The sequence below is a fragment of the bacterium genome (assembly GCA_035559435.1).
Taxonomy (GTDB): Bacteria; Zixibacteria; MSB-5A5; order WJJR01; family WJJR01; genus JACQFV01.
Genome location: DATMBC010000016.1, coordinates 1 through 22,179, shown reverse-complemented (window position 1 = coordinate 22,179; position 22,179 = coordinate 1). Strand labels below are relative to the sequence as shown.

Annotated in this window: 14 protein-coding genes and 1 tRNA gene; 7 read left to right on the top strand and 8 right to left on the bottom strand. The window is 63.5% G+C overall.

Features of this window, described 5'->3' with window-relative positions:
• Positions 1–41 precede the first annotated feature (41 nt).
• The 3 genes from VNN55_01110 (at position 42) to VNN55_01100 (ending at position 2,438) form a co-directional block, all read left to right on the top strand.
• The gene (locus VNN55_01110) at positions 42–479 is read left to right on the top strand and encodes a hypothetical protein (protein ID HWO56144.1); all 438 of its coding nucleotides are present in this window, start codon (positions 42–44) and stop codon (positions 477–479) included.
• Between the two features lie 134 nt (positions 480–613).
• Positions 614–1,432, top strand: coding sequence for a M48 family metallopeptidase (locus tag VNN55_01105; GenBank protein HWO56143.1), 819 nt, complete (start codon positions 614–616; stop codon positions 1,430–1,432).
• A gap of 349 nt (positions 1,433–1,781) precedes the next feature.
• Entirely contained in the window at positions 1,782–2,438 is a 657-nt protein-coding gene (locus tag VNN55_01100) for a hypothetical protein (GenBank protein HWO56142.1), read from the top strand.
• A gap of 244 nt (positions 2,439–2,682) precedes the next feature.
• On the opposite strand, the gene VNN55_01095 is transcribed toward VNN55_01100, so the two are convergent.
• From VNN55_01095 to VNN55_01070, 6 genes are all read right to left on the bottom strand, one after another.
• Complete coding sequence (locus VNN55_01095; GenBank protein ID HWO56141.1) at positions 2,683–7,059, bottom strand: thrombospondin type 3 repeat-containing protein; 4,377 nt, start codon at positions 7,057–7,059, stop codon at positions 2,683–2,685.
• Positions 7,060–7,550: 491 nt separating this feature from the next.
• Positions 7,551–8,147: a hypothetical protein gene (locus VNN55_01090; GenBank protein ID HWO56140.1), complete on the bottom strand. Its 597-nt coding sequence runs from the start codon at positions 8,145–8,147 to the stop codon at positions 7,551–7,553.
• 104 nt (positions 8,148–8,251) lie between these two features.
• Positions 8,252–9,475 (bottom strand): M23 family metallopeptidase, encoded by a 1,224-nt coding sequence (locus tag VNN55_01085; GenBank protein ID HWO56139.1) that lies wholly within the window; start codon positions 9,473–9,475, stop codon positions 8,252–8,254.
• The gene (locus tag VNN55_01080) at positions 9,456–11,270 is read right to left on the bottom strand and encodes a hypothetical protein (protein ID HWO56138.1); all 1,815 of its coding nucleotides are present in this window, start codon (positions 11,268–11,270) and stop codon (positions 9,456–9,458) included. The genes VNN55_01085 and VNN55_01080 overlap by 20 nt, the downstream gene beginning before the upstream one ends.
• A gap of 79 nt (positions 11,271–11,349) precedes the next feature.
• A complete protein-coding gene (locus VNN55_01075; protein ID HWO56137.1) occupies positions 11,350–12,111 on the bottom strand; it encodes a hypothetical protein in 762 nt (253 codons plus the stop codon).
• Positions 12,112–12,122: 11 nt separating this feature from the next.
• Positions 12,123–14,432, bottom strand: coding sequence for a tail fiber domain-containing protein (locus VNN55_01070; GenBank protein HWO56136.1), 2,310 nt, complete (start codon positions 14,430–14,432; stop codon positions 12,123–12,125).
• Positions 14,433–14,915: 483 nt separating this feature from the next.
• Here VNN55_01070 and VNN55_01065 point away from each other — a divergent pair.
• The 4 genes from VNN55_01065 to leuS all read left to right on the top strand — a co-directional run bounded on the left by VNN55_01065 (position 14,916) and on the right by leuS (position 19,659).
• Positions 14,916–14,991: transfer RNA gene (locus VNN55_01065), tRNA-Ala, on the top strand.
• A gap of 52 nt (positions 14,992–15,043) precedes the next feature.
• Entirely contained in the window at positions 15,044–15,799 is a 756-nt protein-coding gene (locus VNN55_01060; GenBank protein HWO56135.1) for a polysaccharide deacetylase family protein, read from the top strand.
• A 34-nt stretch (positions 15,800–15,833) separates the two neighbouring features.
• Positions 15,834–17,135: an asparagine--tRNA ligase gene (gene asnS / locus VNN55_01055; GenBank protein ID HWO56134.1), complete on the top strand. Its 1,302-nt coding sequence runs from the start codon at positions 15,834–15,836 to the stop codon at positions 17,133–17,135.
• A 19-nt stretch (positions 17,136–17,154) separates the two neighbouring features.
• Positions 17,155–19,659, top strand: a complete 2,505-nt coding sequence (gene leuS, locus VNN55_01050) for a leucine--tRNA ligase (GenBank protein ID HWO56133.1) — start codon at positions 17,155–17,157, stop codon at positions 19,657–19,659.
• Between the two features lie 594 nt (positions 19,660–20,253).
• On the opposite strand, the gene VNN55_01045 is transcribed toward leuS, so the two are convergent.
• The gene (locus VNN55_01045) at positions 20,254–20,679 is read right to left on the bottom strand and encodes a prepilin-type N-terminal cleavage/methylation domain-containing protein (protein ID HWO56132.1); all 426 of its coding nucleotides are present in this window, start codon (positions 20,677–20,679) and stop codon (positions 20,254–20,256) included.
• 289 nt (positions 20,680–20,968) lie between these two features.
• Positions 20,969–21,961 carry a GNAT family N-acetyltransferase gene (locus VNN55_01040; GenBank protein ID HWO56131.1) on the bottom strand — a complete coding sequence of 331 codons (993 nt, stop codon included), beginning with the start codon at positions 21,959–21,961 and terminating at the stop codon, positions 20,969–20,971.
• Positions 21,962–22,179: the final 218 nt, after the last annotated feature.

Sequence of the window (22,179 nt, the reverse complement as noted above, 5' to 3'; positions counted from 1 at the left end):
GACGCAGGGTATTATTGCCACCAATCCCGGGGGCCAACGCCATGGACGACCAGGAATCCCGCCCGCTGCGCTTGAATCTAAACCTCTTCGGCGATGACCGTCCGCCCGCCGTCGAACCCCTCGATCCCGAGAAGGACACCTTCGAGGCGTTCGAGGAGCGCTACGAGCGCGAGCAGGAAATAGATGAGGGGAAGGGCGCGGCCATCCTCGCCTATGTGCCCTTCGGCTGCTTTGTCGCGCTGGTCCGTTACCGCGACAACGCCTTCGCCGTCAAGCATGGCAAGCAGGGGCTGGTGCTCACTTTTCTGGAGCTTCTGGCCGGGCTGTTTCTGATTCCGAAACTCTCCGAGTACTTCTGGGTGACGGTCGTCTTCTTCTGTCTGGCTTCGCTGATCGGCGGCATCTACCACGCCGTGCAGGGCAAGGAATTCCACATTCCGATGATCGGCGAGTGGTTCGACAAGCGCATCGAGACGTGAGCTTTGTGCAGCCCACAAAGCGCTGCCGCCGTCGCATCCCCGCGTAAGAATGCTGCCGTAGGGCTCGCTCCAACCGCCGTCATCGACGATTATTCCGTGGCGCCGATACCCCGAGCGTGTATCATATTCCATCCATGAAACGTCTGCTGCTCATCGCGGGACTCCTGGCCACCTCCCTGACCGCCACCTGCGTCACGACCGGTCCCGGGGGGAAACAATCATTGATCCTCATCTCCGATGCGCAGGAAGTGGAGATCGGTCAGCAGGTCGACGCGGAAGTCCGCTCGACCGAAAAGCTGCTCCCCGATTCCGCCTGGCAACGCTACCTGGCCGACGTCGGCCAACGGATCGTGAAGGTCTGCGACCGTCAGGAGATCGAATACCACTTCGCGGTGATCGAGTCGGATCAGATCAACGCCTTTGCTACCCCCGGCGGGTATGTCTACTTCTACACCGGTATCCTCAACATGATGGAGGATGAGGCCGAGCTGGCCGCGGTGATGGCGCATGAAATCTCGCATGTGGTGGGACGTCACTCGGTCAAGCACCTGCAGACCGCGCTGGGCGCATCGGTCCTTTTGCAGATCGTCCTTGGCGAGCGCTCCGAGGGCGCCTGGGGACAGGTGGCGGGGATTGTGCTCGGACTGGGGCTGACCGGCTACGGCCGTGGGCATGAACTCGAAGCCGATGAATATGGCGTCCATTACATGAAGGAAGCCGGCTACAACCCCGATGGCGCGCGCACCATGTTCAAGAAACTGGCCGCACTCTCCGGCGATGACGGGCAGCGCAGCGTGTTCGAATCGCTGACGTCCACTCATCCGGACACGCAGGAGCGTCTGGCGAGGATCGATGCGCAGATTGCCGCGATGCCGCGCTCCGTCGACAATCTGCCCAAGTATCAGGATCGTTACCAGAGCATGCGCAAACGCCTGCCTACCCCGAAGCAGTAGCGCCAAGGGCTGAAAGCGGGCAAGGGCAGGTCTCACCCGCCCCTACATTGGGTCGCGACGAAGTGTAGTGGCGGGTCCGAGGCCCGCCGCCGTCGTTTTCGGCAAGTACCCGTCATTCCAGGCCCGCGCTCTCTGCGGGCCTGGAATCTTTGTTGTCGCGGTCGGGGGGAACAAAGATTCCACGGTCAGCGTCCCTCGGCTGCGCCGAAGGTCACCGACCTTGGAATGACGGTTGGGGGGCTGCAACGCATTGTGCACAAATACGTTACGGCCCTTCGCCAAATCGCCCTCCGGGACAGGGGAATAAACCCCGCCTCTCATCGGTAAACGCAGCAGGGAGAGGCAGAACATGTCGTTGAAACGTTACTTCTATCTCGCGCTGACACTCCTCCTCGCCGGATGCAACCAGCATGCAGTCGATGTGGTGCCGGCCGGGGAGTCTTACTTCCCGCTGTCGGTTGGCAATCGCTGGTTTTTCGATCGTTACACTGCCGCCTACAACGAATCGACACAGCCGCTGGGACGCGACACGGTCTTGATCGACGCGCGCACCAAGGTTGCGGGACGCACCTACTACCACGTGCGCACCACCTGGCCGGGATTTTCCGGCGACGGCGGCTGGGTGCGGCGCGACACGGAAGGCAATCTGTTCTGGTCGGCGTTTCCCGGCGGTCCGGGCAACCTGTACCTGCACTTTGACGCGGCCGTCGGCCAGCGCTGGCCGCTGCCGGAGGAATTCAGCGACTGCCTGCAGTCACTGCAACTGCTCGACGACTACGCCGTGGTCAACACCCCGGCGGGCCGTTTCGACGGCGCGCGCGAGATTGGCGGCGGCTGGATCGACTGCACCGATTTCGGCTGGACCGCCGATTTTGCCCGCGGCGTCGGACCGGTGCGCTGGGAGGCGATCACCATCGCCGGACCAACGAACTGGCTTTTGGTTGCGGCCAGCATTCATGAGGAAGTGAGCGCGCCGGTCGTCGATGACGACGACGCGCAACGCTAGACTTTGCGCAGGAGGAGCTTGGTGATGTGAACGGTCGACGGCGGCGTTGGTGACGGGCCTCATCCCCGTCACGGTGAGGCAACGCCGTCGGAAACCCGAATCCCTTCCACCACCCGGGAAGGGACACGCGCCTCGCAGAAGGCGCCCCTTCACAACACCGACCGTCGCTCCGTCACGGAGGACGGGAACCGAAACGGCCGCGACTTGCTCGCGGCCGTTTTTTTGCCCCACGCGGTCGCGCCGCCTACGGGCAGGGGTCGCAGATCTCGCTTGCTGGACTGCCGCCCCGGAAGGCGACATTGACAATTCGCACCACGTCCAGCACCGTGGTCGTGCCGCTGCAATCGTAGTCGGTCATTTCATAGGGGCAACTCGGATTCGGGTCCGGCATCGCCGCGCCACCGCGGAAGGCGACATTGGCCGTGTGCACCACATCCAGAATACTGTAGACCCCGTCGCAGCCGCCCGGGTCGCCATGGCAATTGCAGGCGCACTCGCAGGCGTCGCCGACGCCGTTGCCGTTTGAGTCTTGCTGCGAGGGATTGGCCACCGTCGGGCAGTTGTCGCAGAGATCGCCGATTCCGTCGGTGTCGACATCCGCTTGCATCGAGTTGGGCGTGGTGGGGCAGTTGTCGAAATCGCCGCAGACCCCGTCGCCGTCGATGTCATTCTGCGCATCCATCGGACATTGATCGCAGACATCGCCGATGCCGTCGTTGTCGGCGTCGGTCTGCGGGCTGTTGGCGATCGCCGGGCAGTTGTCGACATTGCCGCAGATGCCGTCGCCGTCGGCATCATTGAGCGGATCCAGCGGGCAGGGGTCGCACGGATCGCCGAGCCCGTCGCCATCCGCATCGTCCTGCAAGGGGTTGGCGGCAGTCGGACAGTTGTCGAGGTTGGCGCAGATACCGTCGCCGTCCTGATCGTTGTTGGGATCCAGCGGGCACAGATCGCACGCGTCGCCGACCGCGTCGCCGTCGACATCCTCCTGCACGGGGTTGAACGCCGCCGGGCAATTGTCGACGTCCGCGCAGCGCCCATCGGCGTCGGCGTCGTTGAGCGGATCCAGCGGGCAGACGTCGCAGGCGTCGCCCTGGCCGTCGCCGTCGGCATCCTCCTGCAACGGATTGAACACCGTCGGGCAATTGTCGAGGTTGGCGCAGCGCCCGTCGGCGTCGGCATCATTGAGCGCATCCAGCGGGCAGACATCGCAGGAGTCGCCTGTGCCGTCGTTGTCGGTGTCTTCCTGCAACGGATTGAAGACCGTCGGACAGTTGTCGATGTTGGCGCAGTGGCCGTCGGCGTCGGCGTCGTTAAGCGCATCCAGCGGGCAGACATCGCAGGAGTCGCCTGAGCCATCGCTGTCCGCATCCTCCTGCAACGGATTGAAGACCGTCGGACAGTTGTCGAGGTTGGCGCAGTGGCCGTCGGTGTCGGCATCGTTGAGCGCATCCAACGGACAGACATCGCAGGAGTCGCCTGAGCCATCGGCGTCGGAATCCTCCTGCAATGGATTGAAGACCGTCGGGCAGTTGTCGACGTTGGCGCAGAGCCCATCGGCGTCGGCATCGTTGAGCGCATCCAACGGACACGGGTCGCAGACATCGCCCTGGCCATCGCTGTCGCTGTCGTCCTGCCCCGGATTGTACACCGTCGGGCAGTTGTCGGCGTCGCCGCAGATGGAGTCGGCGTCGACATCATCGAGCGGGTCAAATGGGCAGACATCGCAGGAGTCGCCGCTGCCGTCGCTGTCGGCATCCTCCTGCAGCGGATTGGCGATTTTGCGGCAGTTGTCGACGGCGTCGTCCCAGCCGTCGCCGTCGGAATCGGCATAGACCTCGACACACTGCGAGAACTCCGAGGTGTTCGAGGAGCGCGTGGCGGTCGCGGTGACCGCATGCCCGACCAGCGATCCGGCGCCGGGCACCAGCACGGTGTCGAAGTCGGCCAGCCCCGACGCGTCGGTGATCAGGTTGAAGGAGCCGAGGTAGTATTGCCCCTCGCCGTGGCCGAGCGGGTCACAGGCGTCGTTGGCGTAGACGTCGATCCGCACACTGGCGCCGGGGTTGGTGTTGATGAACCCGCGCAATCGCAGTTCGTCGTCATCGGGGAAGTAGGTCGCCAGGGTGCAGACCGGGTAGTTCTGCAACTGATTCGGCCCGCTGTCGGCGTCGGCCGAGTCGTTGGCGGTCACGTCATCGTAGTTCAGATCGATGCCGAGACGGCTATGATCGCGAATCTCATTGTAGACGATCAGATTCCCGAGCCCGTCGCTGCCGAGGTTGTCGACGATTACCCCCGGCCCGCCGTTGTAAGCGATGCGATTGGCGCCGGAGGCGATTCCGCCGATGGTGTTGCTCTGCGCGCCCAGAAGCAGAATACCGCCCAGCCCATTGCTCAATGCGCCGCCGTCGTCGGACAGCCCGATCCAGTTGCCGGCGATGGTGTTGTTCTGGGCCCCGGCGCCATAAACGACGATGCCGTACTGCGGGTGTCCGGCAATCAGATTGCGGTCGGCTGTCTGGTAGCCGCCGATCAGAATGTTGTCGGAGGCGTCGACGAACACACCCGAACTGTCGTTGGCGATGGCGGAGAGGCCGGACGCGTCGGTGCCAATCAGATTGCCGTTGAGCACCGTCGAAGCGCTGCCGGAGAAGTCGAAGTAGACGCCATGACGCCCATTGCCGGAAATCAGGTTGCGCCCATTCGGCAATGTGTCGCCCACCCGGACCCCGGCGATTCCAATGAAGACTCCATTGCCGCCATTACCAAGATCGACGGTGCCGGCGGCGTCGGTGCCGATGCGGTTGCCGCGGATGATGGTGCCGACGGAGGGGAGGGAAGAGGTAGTCATCACCACGCCGTCACCGGCGTTCCCCGACACGAGATTCCCCTCGCCGGGCAGGCTGCCGCCGACCACCGCGCCGGCGTCAAAGACACGGATTCCCGCGCCGCCGTTCGGAATCGCCACGGAGCCGGTGATGTCGGTTCCAACGTAATTTCCCTGAATGTAGGTAGTGCTGGCTCCCGAGCCGCTGACCGAGATGCCGTGGGAGCCGTTTCCAGAGATGACGTTGCGCGCTGCGGCGGTGGCGCCGCCGATGCGGTAGTTGAACACATTGCTGATCTGGATGCCGGCGCCGCTATTGGGGACGGCGGCGTTCCCGGCCGCGTTCAATCCGATGATATTGCCCGCCATCGTCACAATCGCGCCGAATGATGCCGACTGGCAATTGATGCCGTTGCCGCCGTTGCCGGAGATGACATTACCGGCGCCGGCGACGGCGGCGCCGACCCGGTTGTTCGGCGCGCGCACATCCACGCCATGGGACGAGTTGGGCAGGGCAACGGTTCCGGTCGCGTCGGTGCCGATGTAGTTGCCCTGCACGTCGTTGTTCTGCGTGCCCGAGGCCGAGAAGAAAATCCCAGTGCCATTGCCGGAGATGACATTGCGCTGACCGGCCGACGTGCCGCCGATGCGGTTTAACGTCGAGGAGCCGGTGAAGAGGACATGGACACGCACCCCGTAGCTGTTGCCCAGGGCGAGTGACCCGGTGATATCGGTGCCGATGTAGTTGCCCTCGATCACATTGCCGCTGCTGGCCTGAATCTCGACGCCATCGAAGGTGTTCCCCGAGATGACATTGCGCGCGCCGGCGACCGCGCCGCCCACGGTGTCGCCGGCGCCATTGAGGTAGACACCCGCCGAGCCGTTGCCCAGATCAACGGCGCCGCCGACATCGAGCCCAATGATGTTGCCACGTATGGCGTTGCCGCCGGCCAGTCCCGATGCGCCGCGGATGACATAGACACCATACTGGGTGTTGCCGGAAATCGTGTTGCCCGCGCCGGCGGCGGCGCCGCCGACGTGGCAATCCACGGTCGAATCCATTCGCACACCGTGCAGGGTGTTGGGCAGCGCAGCGTTGCCCGCGGCATTCAGACCGATGATGTTGCCGGCCACCACGTTGCCTGTCGGCAGGTTGACGAATGTGCCGGAGTTCATGCAAACCCCGTCCTCGTCGTTTCCGGACAGGAGATTTCGGTCCGCCGGCGCGGCGCCGCCGATGGTGCAATAGCGGGCGCCGTGCAGTCGCACGCCGCAGTTGGCGTTGCCGCGGTCGATTGTGCCGGTGGCATCAGTACCGATGAAGCAGCCGCGCACCGTGATCGAATCGGTCAGAATGAAAATCCCGCTTCGGGTGCAACTGTGAATGGCCAGTCCTCTGACATCGCTGCCCAGTGAACCGGAAGTAAACGCGAGCCCGAACCCGCTGGATGAAGGAAGCAGTGATCCGTCGATCTCGATTTTGATCACCGCGTTGCTGCCGGCGGCCAGGGTGTTCACCGCCGAGCCGGGTTGGGAATATCCATTGATGTAGACACGGTCAATGAGCGAGGAATAGGCCGTGGCGGGAACGATCACATGCGGCCCGGCGCCGGGAATGTTGAACGTGATCGTGTCCGGCCCGGCGACCGCGTTCGCGTCGCTGAGCGCCTTGCGCAATGAGCCAATCCCGGCGTCGAGGGTGTGCGTCACCACGTAGGTGTTTGCCGACACGCTGGACACCGAAAGCAAAGCGACCGCCACTGCGACAAGAACCCGATTCGCCAGGCTCATCAGGTGACTCCGGCCAACTCGATGGTCAGTACGGGTACGGTACGCTGGTCGTCCGGCCGTAACGGGCCCGGCACGGCCTTTACCACTCGAGACTCACGAGTGCAGTATGCGCCGCGGGGCCCTGTCATGGCCTGCGGGAACGGGAAGCCTGGGCCGGGCGGCGAACGGAAGACTGGGTGTCAAACGTTTCTCTCCGGGCGTGCAACCCGGGACGGCGGTCCCATGCGTTACGGCATGGTCCACCGGCGAGGTCTGACAACGGACACTGCGACTCATCGACTTACCTCCGAGGCGGGTAAGTAGGCTAAAGATACCACATCTCCCCGAATTGGCAACCTCCGGAATAGGGTCGCCGGATGAAATCTGCCGTCGGAACCAGCCCGGCAGAGACGTGATTTCCGGGCATTGGCGCCGGGATTGAAATCCCAAGGCAGTCATTCGTCGCACGGCCTGTGAGAGGGGGACTCTCACAGGCCGTGCAGCCGACGGCATCAGGCACAGGGATTGCAATACTCGGTGGCCGGATTGGCGCCGCGGAAGGCCACATTGACGATCTTGACCACGTCGATGACGCTGGTCGCCCCATCGCAGTTCAGATCGGTGGTCTCATACGGGCAGGCGCCATTGGGATCGACCACCGGAGCCGCGCCGCGGAAGGCGACGTTGACCGTGACCACGACATCCTGCACGTTGCTGATCACCGCATCGCAGACCGGGTCGCCATGGCAGTCGCAGGCGCAGCCGCCGGCGTTCGCGCCATACCAGAATCCGATCCCCATCCGGTGATTGGCCGAGGATGCCGCCCCGGCGACCGATTGGCCGACGGAACTTCCCAGCCGGTAGTTCGGCGAAGCGGCATCGATCGCGCCGCCCCCATTGATTGAGGACCAGTCGATAGCGTAGCCGGCCATCCCGTTTAACGCCGCAGCTTGGACCACGGTCGCGGAAGGTGCCTCTTCCGGAGACTGCGCCGTCGTGGCGGCTGTGGTTGACGGCGCGTGGACCACGGCCTTCTGGCCTGGTGCGGCGGCTGTCGCGGCCGTCAGCGCGACGATCAAAACACCCAAAGTCGTTGCAATGCGCTTCACTTGGTCACCTCCGAGATGGGTAGGGTCTGACAATCTACTTCATTTTCGCAATCTGGCAATCACGGTAACGCGCGCGAAAGGCCGCAATACGACCATCATCTGAGCTACTCCGGCGGGCAACCACTGGGGCTGTTCTCGCACGGCTTGATCATCGCGTGAAAGTATGTCCCTGCCCGGACCGCAAACCCGGGCTGCAAGGTGATCCGGTTGCCTGCGAAATAGGCCGTGCTCGTCGATCCGGTATAGATACCCTCGCTGGTAATCGAATTGTCGGCGGTGGTGACCGTCATGGCGCTCCCGCCGATGACGCCGTTGCCGATCACCACGTCGGTCTCGCAACCAAAACCGTTGCATTGCGCCGCCAGGATCGTGTCGCCGGCGAAGGCAATCCATCCATCCACACCGCAGAGAATCGGGACCCGCAGAAAGTTCTCATCCTGGTTGTACCGCACCTCCCAGTGCAGGTGGATGCCGCAGCGTTTGGTCGTGTCGACCAGCGGCTCGGCGCACATCGTCTGCTGGGCGTCGTTGCCGCTGGTGTGGCCGATCTGCCCTTCGTAACCCAGCAACTGCCCCTGCACGACGCAGTCATTGGTGTCGAGGTTGGCCACGAACGGGCTGGTGACGGTGCCGGTCTGGAAGTGCGAATACTTGGTCCACTCGCCGTTGCTGTGCTCGATCCAGACGGAGTTGTTGCAGGCCGAGCAGTTGATATCATTCGCATTGTCGGCGCAGCATTTGGTGTTGTCGTCGACGATGCTGCGGATGCGGCCATCGGCCGCGGCCACGATGGGTATCTGCTGCGTGGGGCCGCCGCCCACGGCGACCCAGTCCTCCTTGATGGGAGGCGAGTGAGTGACATGGTCGCGCGAGACACGGATCGGTTCGCCGTCGCCGTAGGGAATGCGATACCAGCCATGCGAGAGGGGGTAACCGCCGACAACGACGGGGACGGGCGCGCCTCCGGCCGGGATGCTTTTGCCGGCGGGACGCTCGCTGATGACCGGCGCATACTCGCCCTCCTGACCGGTCACCGGCGTCCACGTGAACAGTCCATAGCCGTTCCCGCGGTCGGTGAACGAGGCGCCGGGCGGCAGGTCCGTGGCGATCAACTGAATCCCGGGATCAGGCGCGGACGGGGAGACGACTTCAAAGGTCAGCGTCTGTCCCTGTCGCGCCCGTTTCTTGCTGATCCGACCAATAACGTTCTCGACAACTTCATCGTCGCCGAGGTCCGGCGGCTCCTGGGCGAACGCGACGGTGGCCGCCATACCGACGATCGTCGCCGTCAGAGCGACAAACCATCGCTTAAGGGCGGATGTCGTCATTGGCGCCTCCCTTGTATCCGGTCTCGATGGCCGCCACTCGCTCGCGCAGCGCGATATTCTCAGTTTCCGCGTTATCGAGACGATTCTTCAATTGCAGGATGTAGAGCGTCAGTTCTTCGATCTTTTCGAGCAGCTTGACCTGCATCTCGCCGACAGGCAGACGGGCGGACTGCATTTCGGATTGCGGGGGAATCCCCGGCAGGTGTTTTAGCGCGCGCACATGTGCGGCCAGATCGTCTAACGGCATCAGGTGGTAGTCCGGCTCGAACACGTAATCGGGCCAATCCCCCGACAATTGGACTTCGACCTCCTCCATCATCGCCTTGCCGTCGACGGCAAAGATGAAGCCCGCCGGCACGGTCAGCCCCTGCAGGCCGATCCCCACCTGACCTCCATCGGCCTGCAGATGCAGAAGCGACGTGGCCCCGTTGTCGCGCGCGATGATCTCGTTGTTGTCGATGGCGATGTTGATCCCGCCGCCGTTGCCGACGATTAAATAGCCGTCGGTGGTGCTGGCGCTGGAGGCATCGGATCCCCCGAGCACTTCCACGCGTGTCCCGGTGAATTGTGCCGCCACACCATTGGCGGAGTGACCGCGGACACCAGTGCCGCTTGACGAGTTCCCGTAGACCCCGGTACCCGACGCGCAATTGCCGTAGACTCCGCGCCCGCTGCTGCCCGAGAAGCCGTAGACACCCCAGCCGGAGCCATCCTGGGAGCCGTAGACACCGACCCCGCCCGCGCCGGTGCTGCGGTTTTCACCGCGGACCCCGGCCGAGAACGCGCCGCCCGAGGCGTTGTTGAGTATCCCATGGACGCCGTACTCATCGCCTGCCGAACTGAAGTTCTCACCGACCACGCCGGTTCCCGTCGTGGTCGTGCCGTGGACACCCGTGCCAGAGGCGCTGAATCCGCGCACCCCCTGTCCGCTGACCGCTTCGCCATAAACACCGCGCCCGGTGTTCGAAGTCCCGTACACACCCCACCCCAGCGCCGGATGCGATCCCCAGACTCCGATGCCTGTGCTGAAAAGTCCGTTGCTCTCGCCACGGACTGCGGCGGAGAAAGTGCCCGGAGTCGGGCTGGTCAGGACACCATGGATGGCGCTGGCGCTGTCAGCGGCGCCAATGCTTTGCCCATAGACGCCGGTGCCGTACAGACTCACGCCCGCGACCCCGTAGCCGCCGCCGTTGCTGGTGCCCTCCACGCCGGTGCCGCCTTCGCTGACAAACGATCCGCCCGGCGCGCCGCCGATGTGCACACCGGTGACCGCGGCGGAGCTGTTCGCAGGGAGGTTGTTGACAAAATGCCCGCCGCCACCGGTTCCGTTGTTCTGGACATCCAGCGCCCAGGCGATGTCGGTGTAGGTGATTTCGACACCGCCGGTGATGCTCCCGCCGGTCGCGCCATCGACGGTGGAGATGCGATGCGCGTAGGGGACAGTCACCAACCGCACCCGCGGCGCGAGCACTTCGGCATTAAAGACCGCCTCGAGCCAGCGCTCCGTGCCGTCAAAAACGTTTTCGGGAAGAGCGGTCCCCTGGCCAAGCAGGACATTGAACCGCCCGTTGGACACCGGCACATTCGCCACCGCCTCCGACCAGAGGGCGACGCCACCGACGGAGAGGGCATAGATGCGGAATTCCATGGAATAGTTCCCGTCCGCCACGGGAACACCGCCATCGGTCACCTCGCCCTGGTAATTCACCAATTGCGGGGGCGCCGACAAAGCGGGCTGAGCCAGGACGAATGCCATCGTCAAGGCCATGGCCAAACGTGCGGGCATAGTGCGCATGGCAACCTCCTCGTTGGAATGCCGATTGCTTCCCCTCGCTAACAACGCGAGCGGCGACATTTGAACTCCTGCGGGGCCTTCAATCGACGATCAGCCAGGTCGATGTGCCGTCGCTGACCAGCGTCCAGGAATGATTGACGCCGATCAGGTTGAGCACGCTCGCGCCGTCAATCGTGTCCCCCGACCCGGGCGAGACCACGATCGGAATCTGGTAACCGGTGCCAGGGACGCGGCTCTTGATGTAGTAGTGACGGCCGGGGCAGGTGGCCGCCGGCGGGAGGGTGATTGTGATACCGCCCGCGGTGACGATCAGGAATTGGTCCTGCGCGTCAAGCGTCGTGCTGGTGGCCGTCTGGCGCACACGCGTGGCGAACGAGCCATTGACCGAAAGCATGCTGGTCGGATTGACCTGCTCGATGCCGACCCAGCCACGCACCGTGCCGCCGCGGGCGCCGTCAATGCTGGCGACACGATACGCATATGCGCCGGTGGTCAGGCGCACACGGGGAAGAACGACGCCGTCCACGGTGACATCGAGCCAGCGCGTCGAATCAGCGAAGACCGTATCCGACAACGGCGACAGGGCGCCGACCAGGGCCACCCAACGGCCGTTCGCATCGCTGGCGATACTCTGGATTTCTCCGGTCTCGCCCGGCCAGATCTCGTTGCCATTTGCGGCCGCATCGTAGATGCGAAAAGTGAAGGCGCGGACTCCCGGCGGCAGGGGAGAACCGAGCGAATCGGTCAACACACCCTGCACAGTGATGCTGGCCGGAACGGCGGCCGATCCGGCCACCACCGCGACAGCCCACATCAGAGAAGCAACAATCAGGAGGCGCACGGCGATCTCCGCTATGGTGCCAACTGGTTCAGCTTGGCTTCGAGCGCGTCGATTCGCGCCTGCTGCTCCTTGATGCCTTCAATCAGGAGCGCAACGAGACGCGCGTAGTCGACCGACTGCGCATCTACGCCGTTGGCTTCGTACTGCACGATCTGGGGAATCACTTCACCGACTTCCTCGGCAATCAGGCCAATGTCGCTCTGCCCGGTCGTCTTCCACCGATAACCGACTCCGCGGAGTCTCGCTATGGTTTCCAGCGGATGAGGCAGGGGATGGACATCGGTTTTCCAACGGCGGGAGGAGTAGACGGTCCACGCATCGGCGATGGGATCGGTCGGCGATGACTGCTCCACTTGCAGTATATGGGTCGGGTTTTGCACGCCGATGCCGACGCGCTCAGTTCCGAGGTTGACAGAGAAGACTTCGGTGGTAATCTGGCCGAATAGATCTGTCTTCTTGAACAAGAACTCGTCGTCCGTGTCCTGATACTGCAGCCCCCAGCCAGAGAAGATGGGAGAGTGCGACAGGATCATCCGCGCGTTCGCCGAGGCCGTTTCATTCATGAAAATGATCGGCGTAGTGCCGTTTTCGAATCCCAAGTCGGTCGCGATGGTCAGCCCCGCATACGGCTGATTGGTGCCGATCCCGACTCCACCGTCGGCGCGGATGAGGAACTGGTCGTCGTCGGTCGAGGCGAAGCTTGCGCCGTCGCTGGAGTCCGCCCAGACAAAACTTCCATGATGGAGCGCGCGGGCATTGTACCCCGCGGCCAGCGAGCCATTTCCCATGGCGTAGTTGCGGACGCCGCCGAGAACCATGGCAAAATTTCCCCCGGCCACGTTGGAATCGGCAAAGGCCCACCCTCCACCCCCTGACACGACCGCTCCTTCGCCATAGGCGCGATTGGATGCGCCACCGCCAACCGTTGACAGACTGCCCACTGCTCGATTGTCACCGCCGCCACCGACGGTGGAGTACTGCCCACCGGAGACATTGGAGGATCCTCCGCCTATCGTCGCAAACTGGCTCCCATTCGCCGAGTTATTGAATCCGCCTCCAATCACACTGAAATTTCCGGACGCCGCGTTGCGGGCACCGCCGGAGATGACCGCGACAGTCCCGGAGGCGGCATTGGAATCGAGCGGCTGTGTCCCGCCACCGCCACTGACAACCGATCGGCTCCCCCGTGCTTTGTTATATCCGCCGCCGCCGACGTAGGACAACGTGCCGGTCGCGACGTTCCGGGACCCACCCGCGATGGCCGCGTTGGGGGCATCGGCGATGTTATCGGCGCCACCGCCGACAAATACTTCCTCATCGGTGGCTTGATTGTATTCTCCGCCGGCGATTGTGGAACCGTCACCGTTGACGATGTGTCCGCGTCCGCCGCCGATCGTCGCCCACGTTCCGATGGCAATGTTGGAATCGGAAAGCAACGGCCCGCCGCCGCCGCCGATCGTCGATCCGATGCCGTTGGCCAGGTTGCGAGCGCCGCCGCCAATGGCGGCCGAGTCGGCGGCCCCGTTGTCAAATCCGCCGGCGACCGTTGAGTAATTCCCCGCGGAGAAGTTGGAGGACCCGCCGCCGGAGGATGCGCCGATGCCGCTGGCGACATTCCCGATGCCGCCCGCGACCACCGCCCCGTAGCCGCTGGCAAAATTGACCTGGCCTCCGCCGATGAAACTTTGATCGGCGGACGCCTCGTTGAGGCTGCCGCCGGCGACCGTTGCGCGTGTCGCGCTTGCCGTGTTGTCGGTTCCGCCTCCCACAACCGCCCCTTCGCCGGTCGCATCATTACCGGATCCTCCGGGAGCGGTCGCCCACATTCCAGAGACGTTGTTGTTGGCGCCGGCGGTGAACGCGTGTCCGCCGGTGTTTGTATGCCCCGGTCCGACGGACAACTTCGAGGTGATGGTCCCGCCCGATGCTCCATCAACGGTCGCCACGCGGAAGGCATACGGCGCCGTGACGAGAGGAATCCGTGGCAAAATCGTCCCGTCGATTTCCACCTCCAGCCAACGGATGGGCTCGGCAAACACGGCATCCGACAACGGCGACACGGCCCCGAGGGCCCCGGTCCACAGACCGCCGTCCAAAACCACGATTGTCTGGCTTTCTCCTGGCCCGACCGGCCAGACTTGCGAGCTGCCGCCCTGCGAGTCGAAGATCCGAAACACGACAGTGTACTGCCCCGCGGCGAGGGGCACGCCGCTCGAATCGGTCAGCTGCCCTTGAATCGTTATCGAAGCGGGCGTCGCCGCCAAGGCAGATGACCACATTCCCAGAAGCATGACGATGACGATGTTCGTGCGTTTCAGCATGGAGTCCTCCATGGTGATGTGGTGTTCGAGGATGGTAATTGTTGCACCTCGTGAGGCGCCCCGCCTCTGATCCCGCCGATCGGCGACATGAGCCCGATTGCGTCAGCGCCGGGACGTGCAGAGGCGATAACTGCCGAGTGCATATCATGGCCTCGACACGGAAGCCGTGCCCGACTTCGAAAGGGCGGAGCAACGGTCTAGCTACAAAGCGCTTCAAGCGCGCGCCGACGCGCAGGCAGGGCCTCGGTCACGAGCGCGCGGACGCCCTCCCAGTTGGTATCAAGTATTCGCCGCTACGGGCGCGGGGTAATAGCGGGATGGAAGGCGGCGAGGAATTGCAGTTGTGGTATTATCCGGCCCCGTTCGCCGGGATAAAGCCCTCGCCCGGAAAGATAACCGAAACGCTCCGGTATACAAGTCCAAAGTCGCTTGTGCAAACGTGTTTGCTTTCTTGGGGTTATTGGTTATATTCGGCGCCGTCCCGGGGCTGTAGCTCAGTTGGGAGAGCGCTTGAATGGCATTCAAGAGGTCAGGGGTTCGACTCCCCTCAGCTCCACCAGGATTCGACAGGCCCCGCTGATTCCAGCGGGGCTTCGTCTTAGGCACCGGCAATGAATGTCCTCAATTTCCATCGCGTCGAATCGCCCACCGGGCTGGAGATCACACGGCTCTCGCCGGCGCGTTTCCGGCGCGTGCTCGATCTGGTCGCGCAGACCGGACGGGTTGTCGGACGCGCCGGACGCGACCCGTTGCAGGTGATGCCCGAAGTGCTGTTCACCTTCGACGACGCCTATGCCTCCATTGGTAACGAGGCGCTCCCGGCGTTGAGCGAGCGCGGTTGGAACGCCATCATCTTCATCATTTCCGGCGCGATGGGGCGAAGCGACGATTGGGATGTGCGCCTGCTCGGACGACGCCGTCCAATGATGACATGGGAGCAGGCCCGCCGTTGGGCGGAGGCGGGGTTGACCCTGGGCTCGCACACATGCCGCCACCGCGATTTGACCATGCTTTCGCCACGCGCGTTGCGCGCCGAATTGCACGATTCCCGCGCGGAGATCGAGGATCGCTGCGGCGCGCCGGTGCGTCAATTGGCCTATCCGTTCGGCCGCCACAATGAACGGGTCCGCGATGCCGCGCGTGAGGCCGGCTACGACGCCGCCTTTGCGGTCAATGGCCCGGCCGGGGACCGGTACGCCATCCCGCGGGTCAATGTGCACACCCTGATGACAATGCGCGAATTGCGCCGTATCCTGATGTCCGATGCCGCCCCGTCGTGGCGCACCCGTCTGTTTGCGTCGCTGTCGGCCGGGGCGGCCACGGTGGGCAATTGGCGAGGAACATCAGTCCCGTCCATGGCACCCTAACGTGCGGCCGTGTCGGCCGTTCTTGACGGAGAATATGACCACACCCATCACCTACATCGCCAATCTGAAGGACTATGTCGGCCAGACGGTCACCGTGCGCGGCTGGCTCTACCAGAAACGCTCCAGCGGCAAGATCAAATTCGCCATCCTGCGCGACGGCACCGGGTACCTCCAGGGGGTGCTGGTGGCGGGCGAATGCGCCGAGAGCGGGTTTGCCGCCTTTGAAAAGCTGACGCAGGAATCCTCGTTTGTCATGACCGGCGTCATCCGCGAGGAAAAACGCGCCCCCGGCGGCTTCGAGATGAACGTGACCGATCTGTCGGTAATCGCCATTGCCGCCGACTACCCGATCACGCCCAAGGAGCATGGCCCCGCGTTCCTGATGGACAACCGCCACCTCTGGCTGCGCTCGTCGCGTCAGCATGCGATCATGCGCGTGCGCAATGAGATTATCATGGCGATCCGTCAGTTCTTCTACGAGCGCGGTTTCATCTGCATCGACACGCCGATCCTGACCGGCGCAATCGGGGAAAGCGCCCAGTCGTTGTTCGAACTCGAATACTTCGACCTCGGCAAGGCCTACCTGGCGCAGACCGGGCAGTTGTACGTCGAGGCGGCCGCGATGGCGCACGGACGGGTCTACTGCTTCGGCCCGACCTTCCGCGCCGAAAAGTCCAAGACGCGCAAACACCTCAACGAATTCTGGATGCTGGAGCCGGAGGTCGCCTTCAACGACTCCAACGCCAACATGCAATTGCAAGAGGATCTGGTCTGCCATATCGTGCGCTGGGTGCTGGACAAGTGCCAGGCGGAGTTCAAAACACTGGGACGCGATGTGGCGCGTCTGGAGAAAGTCCAGGCGCCGTTCCCGCGCATCTCCTACGACGAGGCGATTGCACGGCTGCAGGCGGCCGGGATGACCATCCAGTGGGGCAACGATTTCGGCGCGCCCGACGAGGAGAAACTGATGGAGGATTTCGAGCGGCCGCTGTTTGTCTACAACTGGCCGACCGAGTGCAAGGCCTTCTACATGAAACGCAACCCCGAGCGTCCCGAGGTGGTGCTCTGCGACGACCTGCTCGGGCCGGAAGGATACGGCGAATTGATCGGCGGCTCCCAGCGCGAGGATGACCTCAATCTCCTGCTGGAACGCATCAAGGAGCAGGGGCTGCCACAGGAGTCCTACGAGTGGTACCTCGATTTGCGCCGCTATGGTTCGGTACCGCATGCCGGATTTGGGCTGGGCCTCGAGCGCACCGTAGCCTGGATCTGCGGCCTGGACCATGTGCGCGAAACCATTCCGTTTGCGCGCACGCTCGGACGGCTGTATCCGTAATTGGACCAATGGGACCTATATGAGCGACGTCAAGCCCGTCACCGATTCCCCTGTGCGCCGTCTGGCCGACCCGGCGGCCAAGTGGCAGAAACGCTGGGATGAGATGGCGCTATACCGCGCCCCCGAACTGCCGCGTCCGGGCAAGAAATACTTCGTCATGCCGATGTTGCCCTATCCCTCCGGCGACATCCACATGGGGCATTTCCGCAATTACACCATGACCGACGCGATCGCCCGCCGGCGCATGATGCAGGGATACGATGTCCTGCACCCCATCGGCTGGGACGCCTTCGGTCTGCCCGCCGAGCAGGCGGCGATCAAGCGCGGGCTGCATCCGGAGAAGTGGACCTACGGCAACATCGCCCAGTCGAAGGCGACCTTGCAGAAAATCGGGCTCTCCTTCGACTGGTCGCGCGAAATCTTCTCCTGCCGTCCCGACTACTACAAGTGGACGCAGTGGATGTTCCTGCAACTGCACAAGCATGGCCTGGTCTACCGCAAGGCCTCGCAGGTCAACTACTGCGAATACGACAACACCGTGCTGGCCAATGAACAGGCGGCGGGCGGTGTCTGCTGGCGTTGCGGCAATCCGGTCACCAAGAAGGATCTGACCCAATGGTACATCAAAATCACCGACTATGCTGACCGCCTGCAGGCCGATCTCGATAAACTGCCCGGCTGGCCGGACCATCTGAAGAGTCTCCAGCGCAACTGGATCGGCAAGTCCACCGGCGCCGAGGTCGACTTCCGCCTGCCCGATGGCTCCAAGCTCACGGTCTTCACCACCCGTCCGGACACGATCTGCGGCGTGACCTTCATGGCGATCGCGCCGGATGCGCCGCTTTTGAAGACGCTGGCGATTCCGTCCGGCCATCGTGCCGCCGTCGATGAGTTTGTCCGCCGGGTGTCGGCGCAGCTGAATGTCGACCGGATGGCGGCGGGGGAGAAGTCGGGCGTGGACACCGGCGTGAAGATCACCAACCCGGTGACGCACGAGCAAGTCCCGCTCTGGGTCGCCGATTATGTGCTCGCCGGCTATGGCACCGGCGCGCTGATGGGTGTGCCCGCCCACGACGAGCGCGACTTCGCCTTCGCGCGCCGCTATGGTCTGCCAATCAAACCGGTGATCCGCACCGGGGACTCGATCCCCGATCCCGCCTCCATGACCGCGCCCGATCCGGGCTACGGCACCATGGTCAATTCCGGACGGTTCGATGGCCTGGCCGGCGAGGCGGGGATCGCCAAGGTCATCGCCACGCTGGAAGCGGAAGGCATCGGCCGCGCCAAGGTGCAGTTCCACCTGACCGACTGGCTGGTCTCGCGCCAGCGTTACTGGGGCGCGCCGATCCCGATGATCCATTGCGAAACGGACGGCATTGTGCCGGTGCCGGAGTCGGATCTGCCGGTGCTGTTGCCGCAGGGGGACATTGACTATCTGCCCAAGGGACGTTCGCCTCTGGCCGATGTGCCTTCCTTTATGAACGTGACATGCCCAAAGTGCGGCCGCCCGGCGCAGCGCGACCCCGACACGATGGACACCTTCATGTGCTCGTCGTGGTATTTCCTGCGCTACATCGATCCGCACAACGATCAGGCGCCGTTTGACAAGGCCAAGGCGGCCGCCTGGTTGCCGATCGACTATTACATGGGCGGGATCACGCACGCCACCGGGCACCTGATCTACTTCCGCTTCTTCACCAAATTCCTGAAGGACATCGGCTGGCTGACCGTCGATGAGCCGGCCACGATCATGTTCAATCACGGCATGGTGCTTGACGCCAAAGGCGAGGTCATGTCGAAGTCGAAAGGAAATGTGGTCTCGCCGATCGACGTGATGGAGCGCCATGGGGTCGATCCGACGCGCCTGACCATGTTCTTCGCCACTCCCGGCGACCGTGAAGTGCTCTGGTCGGGGGAGGGGATCGTCGGCATAGAGCGGTTCCTGATGAAAGTCGACCGGCTCGTACGCGACACCCGCGCCGCGGTCGCCGGCCCGATCACCGTGGATGCGGTCTTCGACCCGGCCACGTTGGGCGAGGGTGAGCGGGCCGTGTACCGCAAACTGCATGAGACCATCCAACGGTATGACCGCGACTTTGAGATCATGCAATTGAACACCTGCGTTTCGGCGGTCATGGAGTTGACCAATGCCGCCGCGCCCGGGGACCAATTGCGTCCGGAGTTGCGCGCTGCCTGCGCCTCGACGATCGTGCGGTTGCTGGCGCCATTGGCGCCGCATCTGGCCGAGGAATGGTGGGAAACGTTGGGATTCGCTCCGAGCATCTTCAAGGCCGGCTGGCCGGCGCTGGATCCGCGCGCGCTGCCGGCCGACACGCTGTCAATTGCAGTGCAAGTCAACGGCAAGCTGCGCGGACAGATTGAGGTCACGACCGGGTCCGCGGAAGCCGATGTGGTTCGCGCCGCCGAAGCCGATCCCAGGATCGCCGGGCATTTGGCGGGTACGCGGGTCCGACAGATCTACGTGCCGGGGAAGTTGTTGAATTTCGTGGTCAAGCCCGGATAGGGCGCAACGATTTCGACGGAGTGCTGTCTTGGGGTGCGCGGGGCGGTCCGGCCATCGGACCGCCCCGTTGCTATGGAACGTGTCTGTGTCGCCCCTCCGGGGCTTTGTGTCATTTGCCTGTCCCACCCCAGGGCTTGCGCCCTGGGCTACGATCTGTCGGCCCTCCGGGGCTGGTACTACGGCGAGAACGACACTCCGTGGCGGGTGCGTTCACAGCGGCCACCTCTCCGTTATTCCAAGGCCCAACATTGTCATCCCGATCCGCCACAGGCGGAGGGGGGTCAGCTTTTCTCTCAGGCGGTCAAAAGCAGATGCTTCGCTGCGCTCGGCATGACAATTTGGGACGTATCCCGCGTTCGACCTCAGCGACTTCCAATCCGTAGGGGCGAGTCTGAGACCCGCCGGGTTTCGGGATGGCGGTGTTGGGCCGTCTGGTGTTTGGTGATGCGGTGAAGAATTGGGAATTGTGGGGCAGGTCTGAGACCTGCCCCAACTAGGAGAGGGATTTCCGTCCCTTGTCACCCCAGCGAGCAAGACACAAACGGCGCCCCGTGTGGCCACGGGGCGCCGTTGATTGCGGAACCTGAACGCGAATTACGAGGTCGGGTCGTCCACGGTGTTGAGCAACGTCCCGGTCTGATCGATCGTCCAGGTATCGACCGTGGCATCGTCGTCGATGTTGGCCGTCGCGGTGCACGAGAAGGTGTTGGCGGCGGCGGTCATCGCGTAGCTGTAGCGCGCGGTCGAGCCGATGTTGACGCCGATGCGCGCGAAGTTGTTGCCGTTGGCAGCGTCCGCGGTCACGCCGTTGCCCCAGTACGAGTCATACTCCTGGCGATACGCCTGTTGCATGACATAGATCTGCTTGAGAATCTGCTTGGCCTCGGAGGTCTTCGACTTCGCCGAGGCGGCCATGAAGCGCGGGATCGCCAGCGCGGCCAGAATGCCGATGATGACCACCACGATCATGAGCTCGATCAGGGTGAAGCCCCTCTGCGAACGATGGAGTTTCGATAACATCGGCGGTTTCTCCTTTGTGATTGAGTTGAACGGACTGTCACGCCCTGCGTGCCGGCGCGGATAGTATCTGTGCAAACGCCATGCCCGATGAGAGATCAATCGCCGTGACGCTAATCGCAGTGGGACCGGCGGTTAGGCGTCTGTCCAAACGGCAAGCAACGCCTCGCCGCCGCAACAGTAGGGAGGGCGGGCAAAACTATGGGCGGACGTCTACAAGCGCCCGAACGGAGCAAAGGCAAACGGGCGGACCAACAGGTCCGCCCGTCAGGCAAGGCAAAAGTCGACGGGTCTAAAAGACCGCCAGCGATGAAGGCAGATAGCGCCGCATGTCGCAGAACATCCGGTTGGTCATCAACAGGCCGATCTCTTTGATCCGGAAGTTGTGATTCAAAAGCAGCTGCAGGGAAGCGAAGTTTTTGCCGTTCAGCCACAGCTTCGGCGCGACATCGTAGTTGTCCTTCAAAAGCCGCATGCAATGGACGATGATGTCGGGCAGGTAGGTGTCGCGCACCGCCAGCACCGGCGCGATGAATCCCTGCTGGGAGATGTAGGCGTAGCCGACCAGATTGCCGCCCGCCTCGAAGACATAGCCGGTGTAACTGTCATCGGCCAGCCAGTAGCAGTGGTCGACCGAACGGTTGATCCCGCGAATCTCGCGGTCCATGTGATTGAGGTCGGCCAGCAGACTGGTCGAGGCAATGATCTTCGGCGTGACCGTGTCGGGAGGCGGCGGGCAGACCATGTCCTTGCAATGCGGGCCTTCCATCAGCATCAGGTTCTTGCGCGGGAACATCCCCAGACGGGTGTAAAGCGCGATCGCCTTGGGGTTGTAAGTGAAGGTGCAGGTGGAGGTGATATAGGCCTCGCGCTTTTCCGCCTCGGCCAGGCCGGTCTTCATCAACTGCGTCCCCAGCCCCTTGTTCTGATAATCGGGGTCGACAAACAGGTAAGCCGAATGCCACTGGCGGTCGCGCATGTGCGACACCGCAAAACCGACCAGTTCGTCGCCGTCGTAGGCCCCCCAGGACAGATCCGGCTCCTGCTCGTAGATGTGCTGGAGCAGGGGAGGGGTGGTCTTGAAGGACAATCCGAGCGGCGGCAGGCCGGCTTCGCCGCGGACATAGTCCACGGTGCGCGCCATGAGTTGCGCGGCCGTCAGCAGGTCGCTTTCGGCCAACGCGGTGATCCGCGGGGTGCCGCTGCCGCGCGGCGCCTTCTGCGGTCTGGCTTTGGGTTCGGCGGTGGTCTTGCGCCGTCTGGTCTTTTCAGCCACTGGTCCCATAGGATCGAACTCTTCTCCTGCTTGTTCCCGATTTCACATGTGACAGAATACTGCCGTCACGCCCCGGTCACACAGCTTGATTGACGTTGGTTGGGTCTGCCCTGACACTTGCAGGCCGAGCAACTGACTATGTCTAATTCAATGCCTCCCGCCCCGAAAGTCAACTACATTCGCACATGGCGGGTGCGCCTATACGGGCTCGCTTAGTCATTACCAAC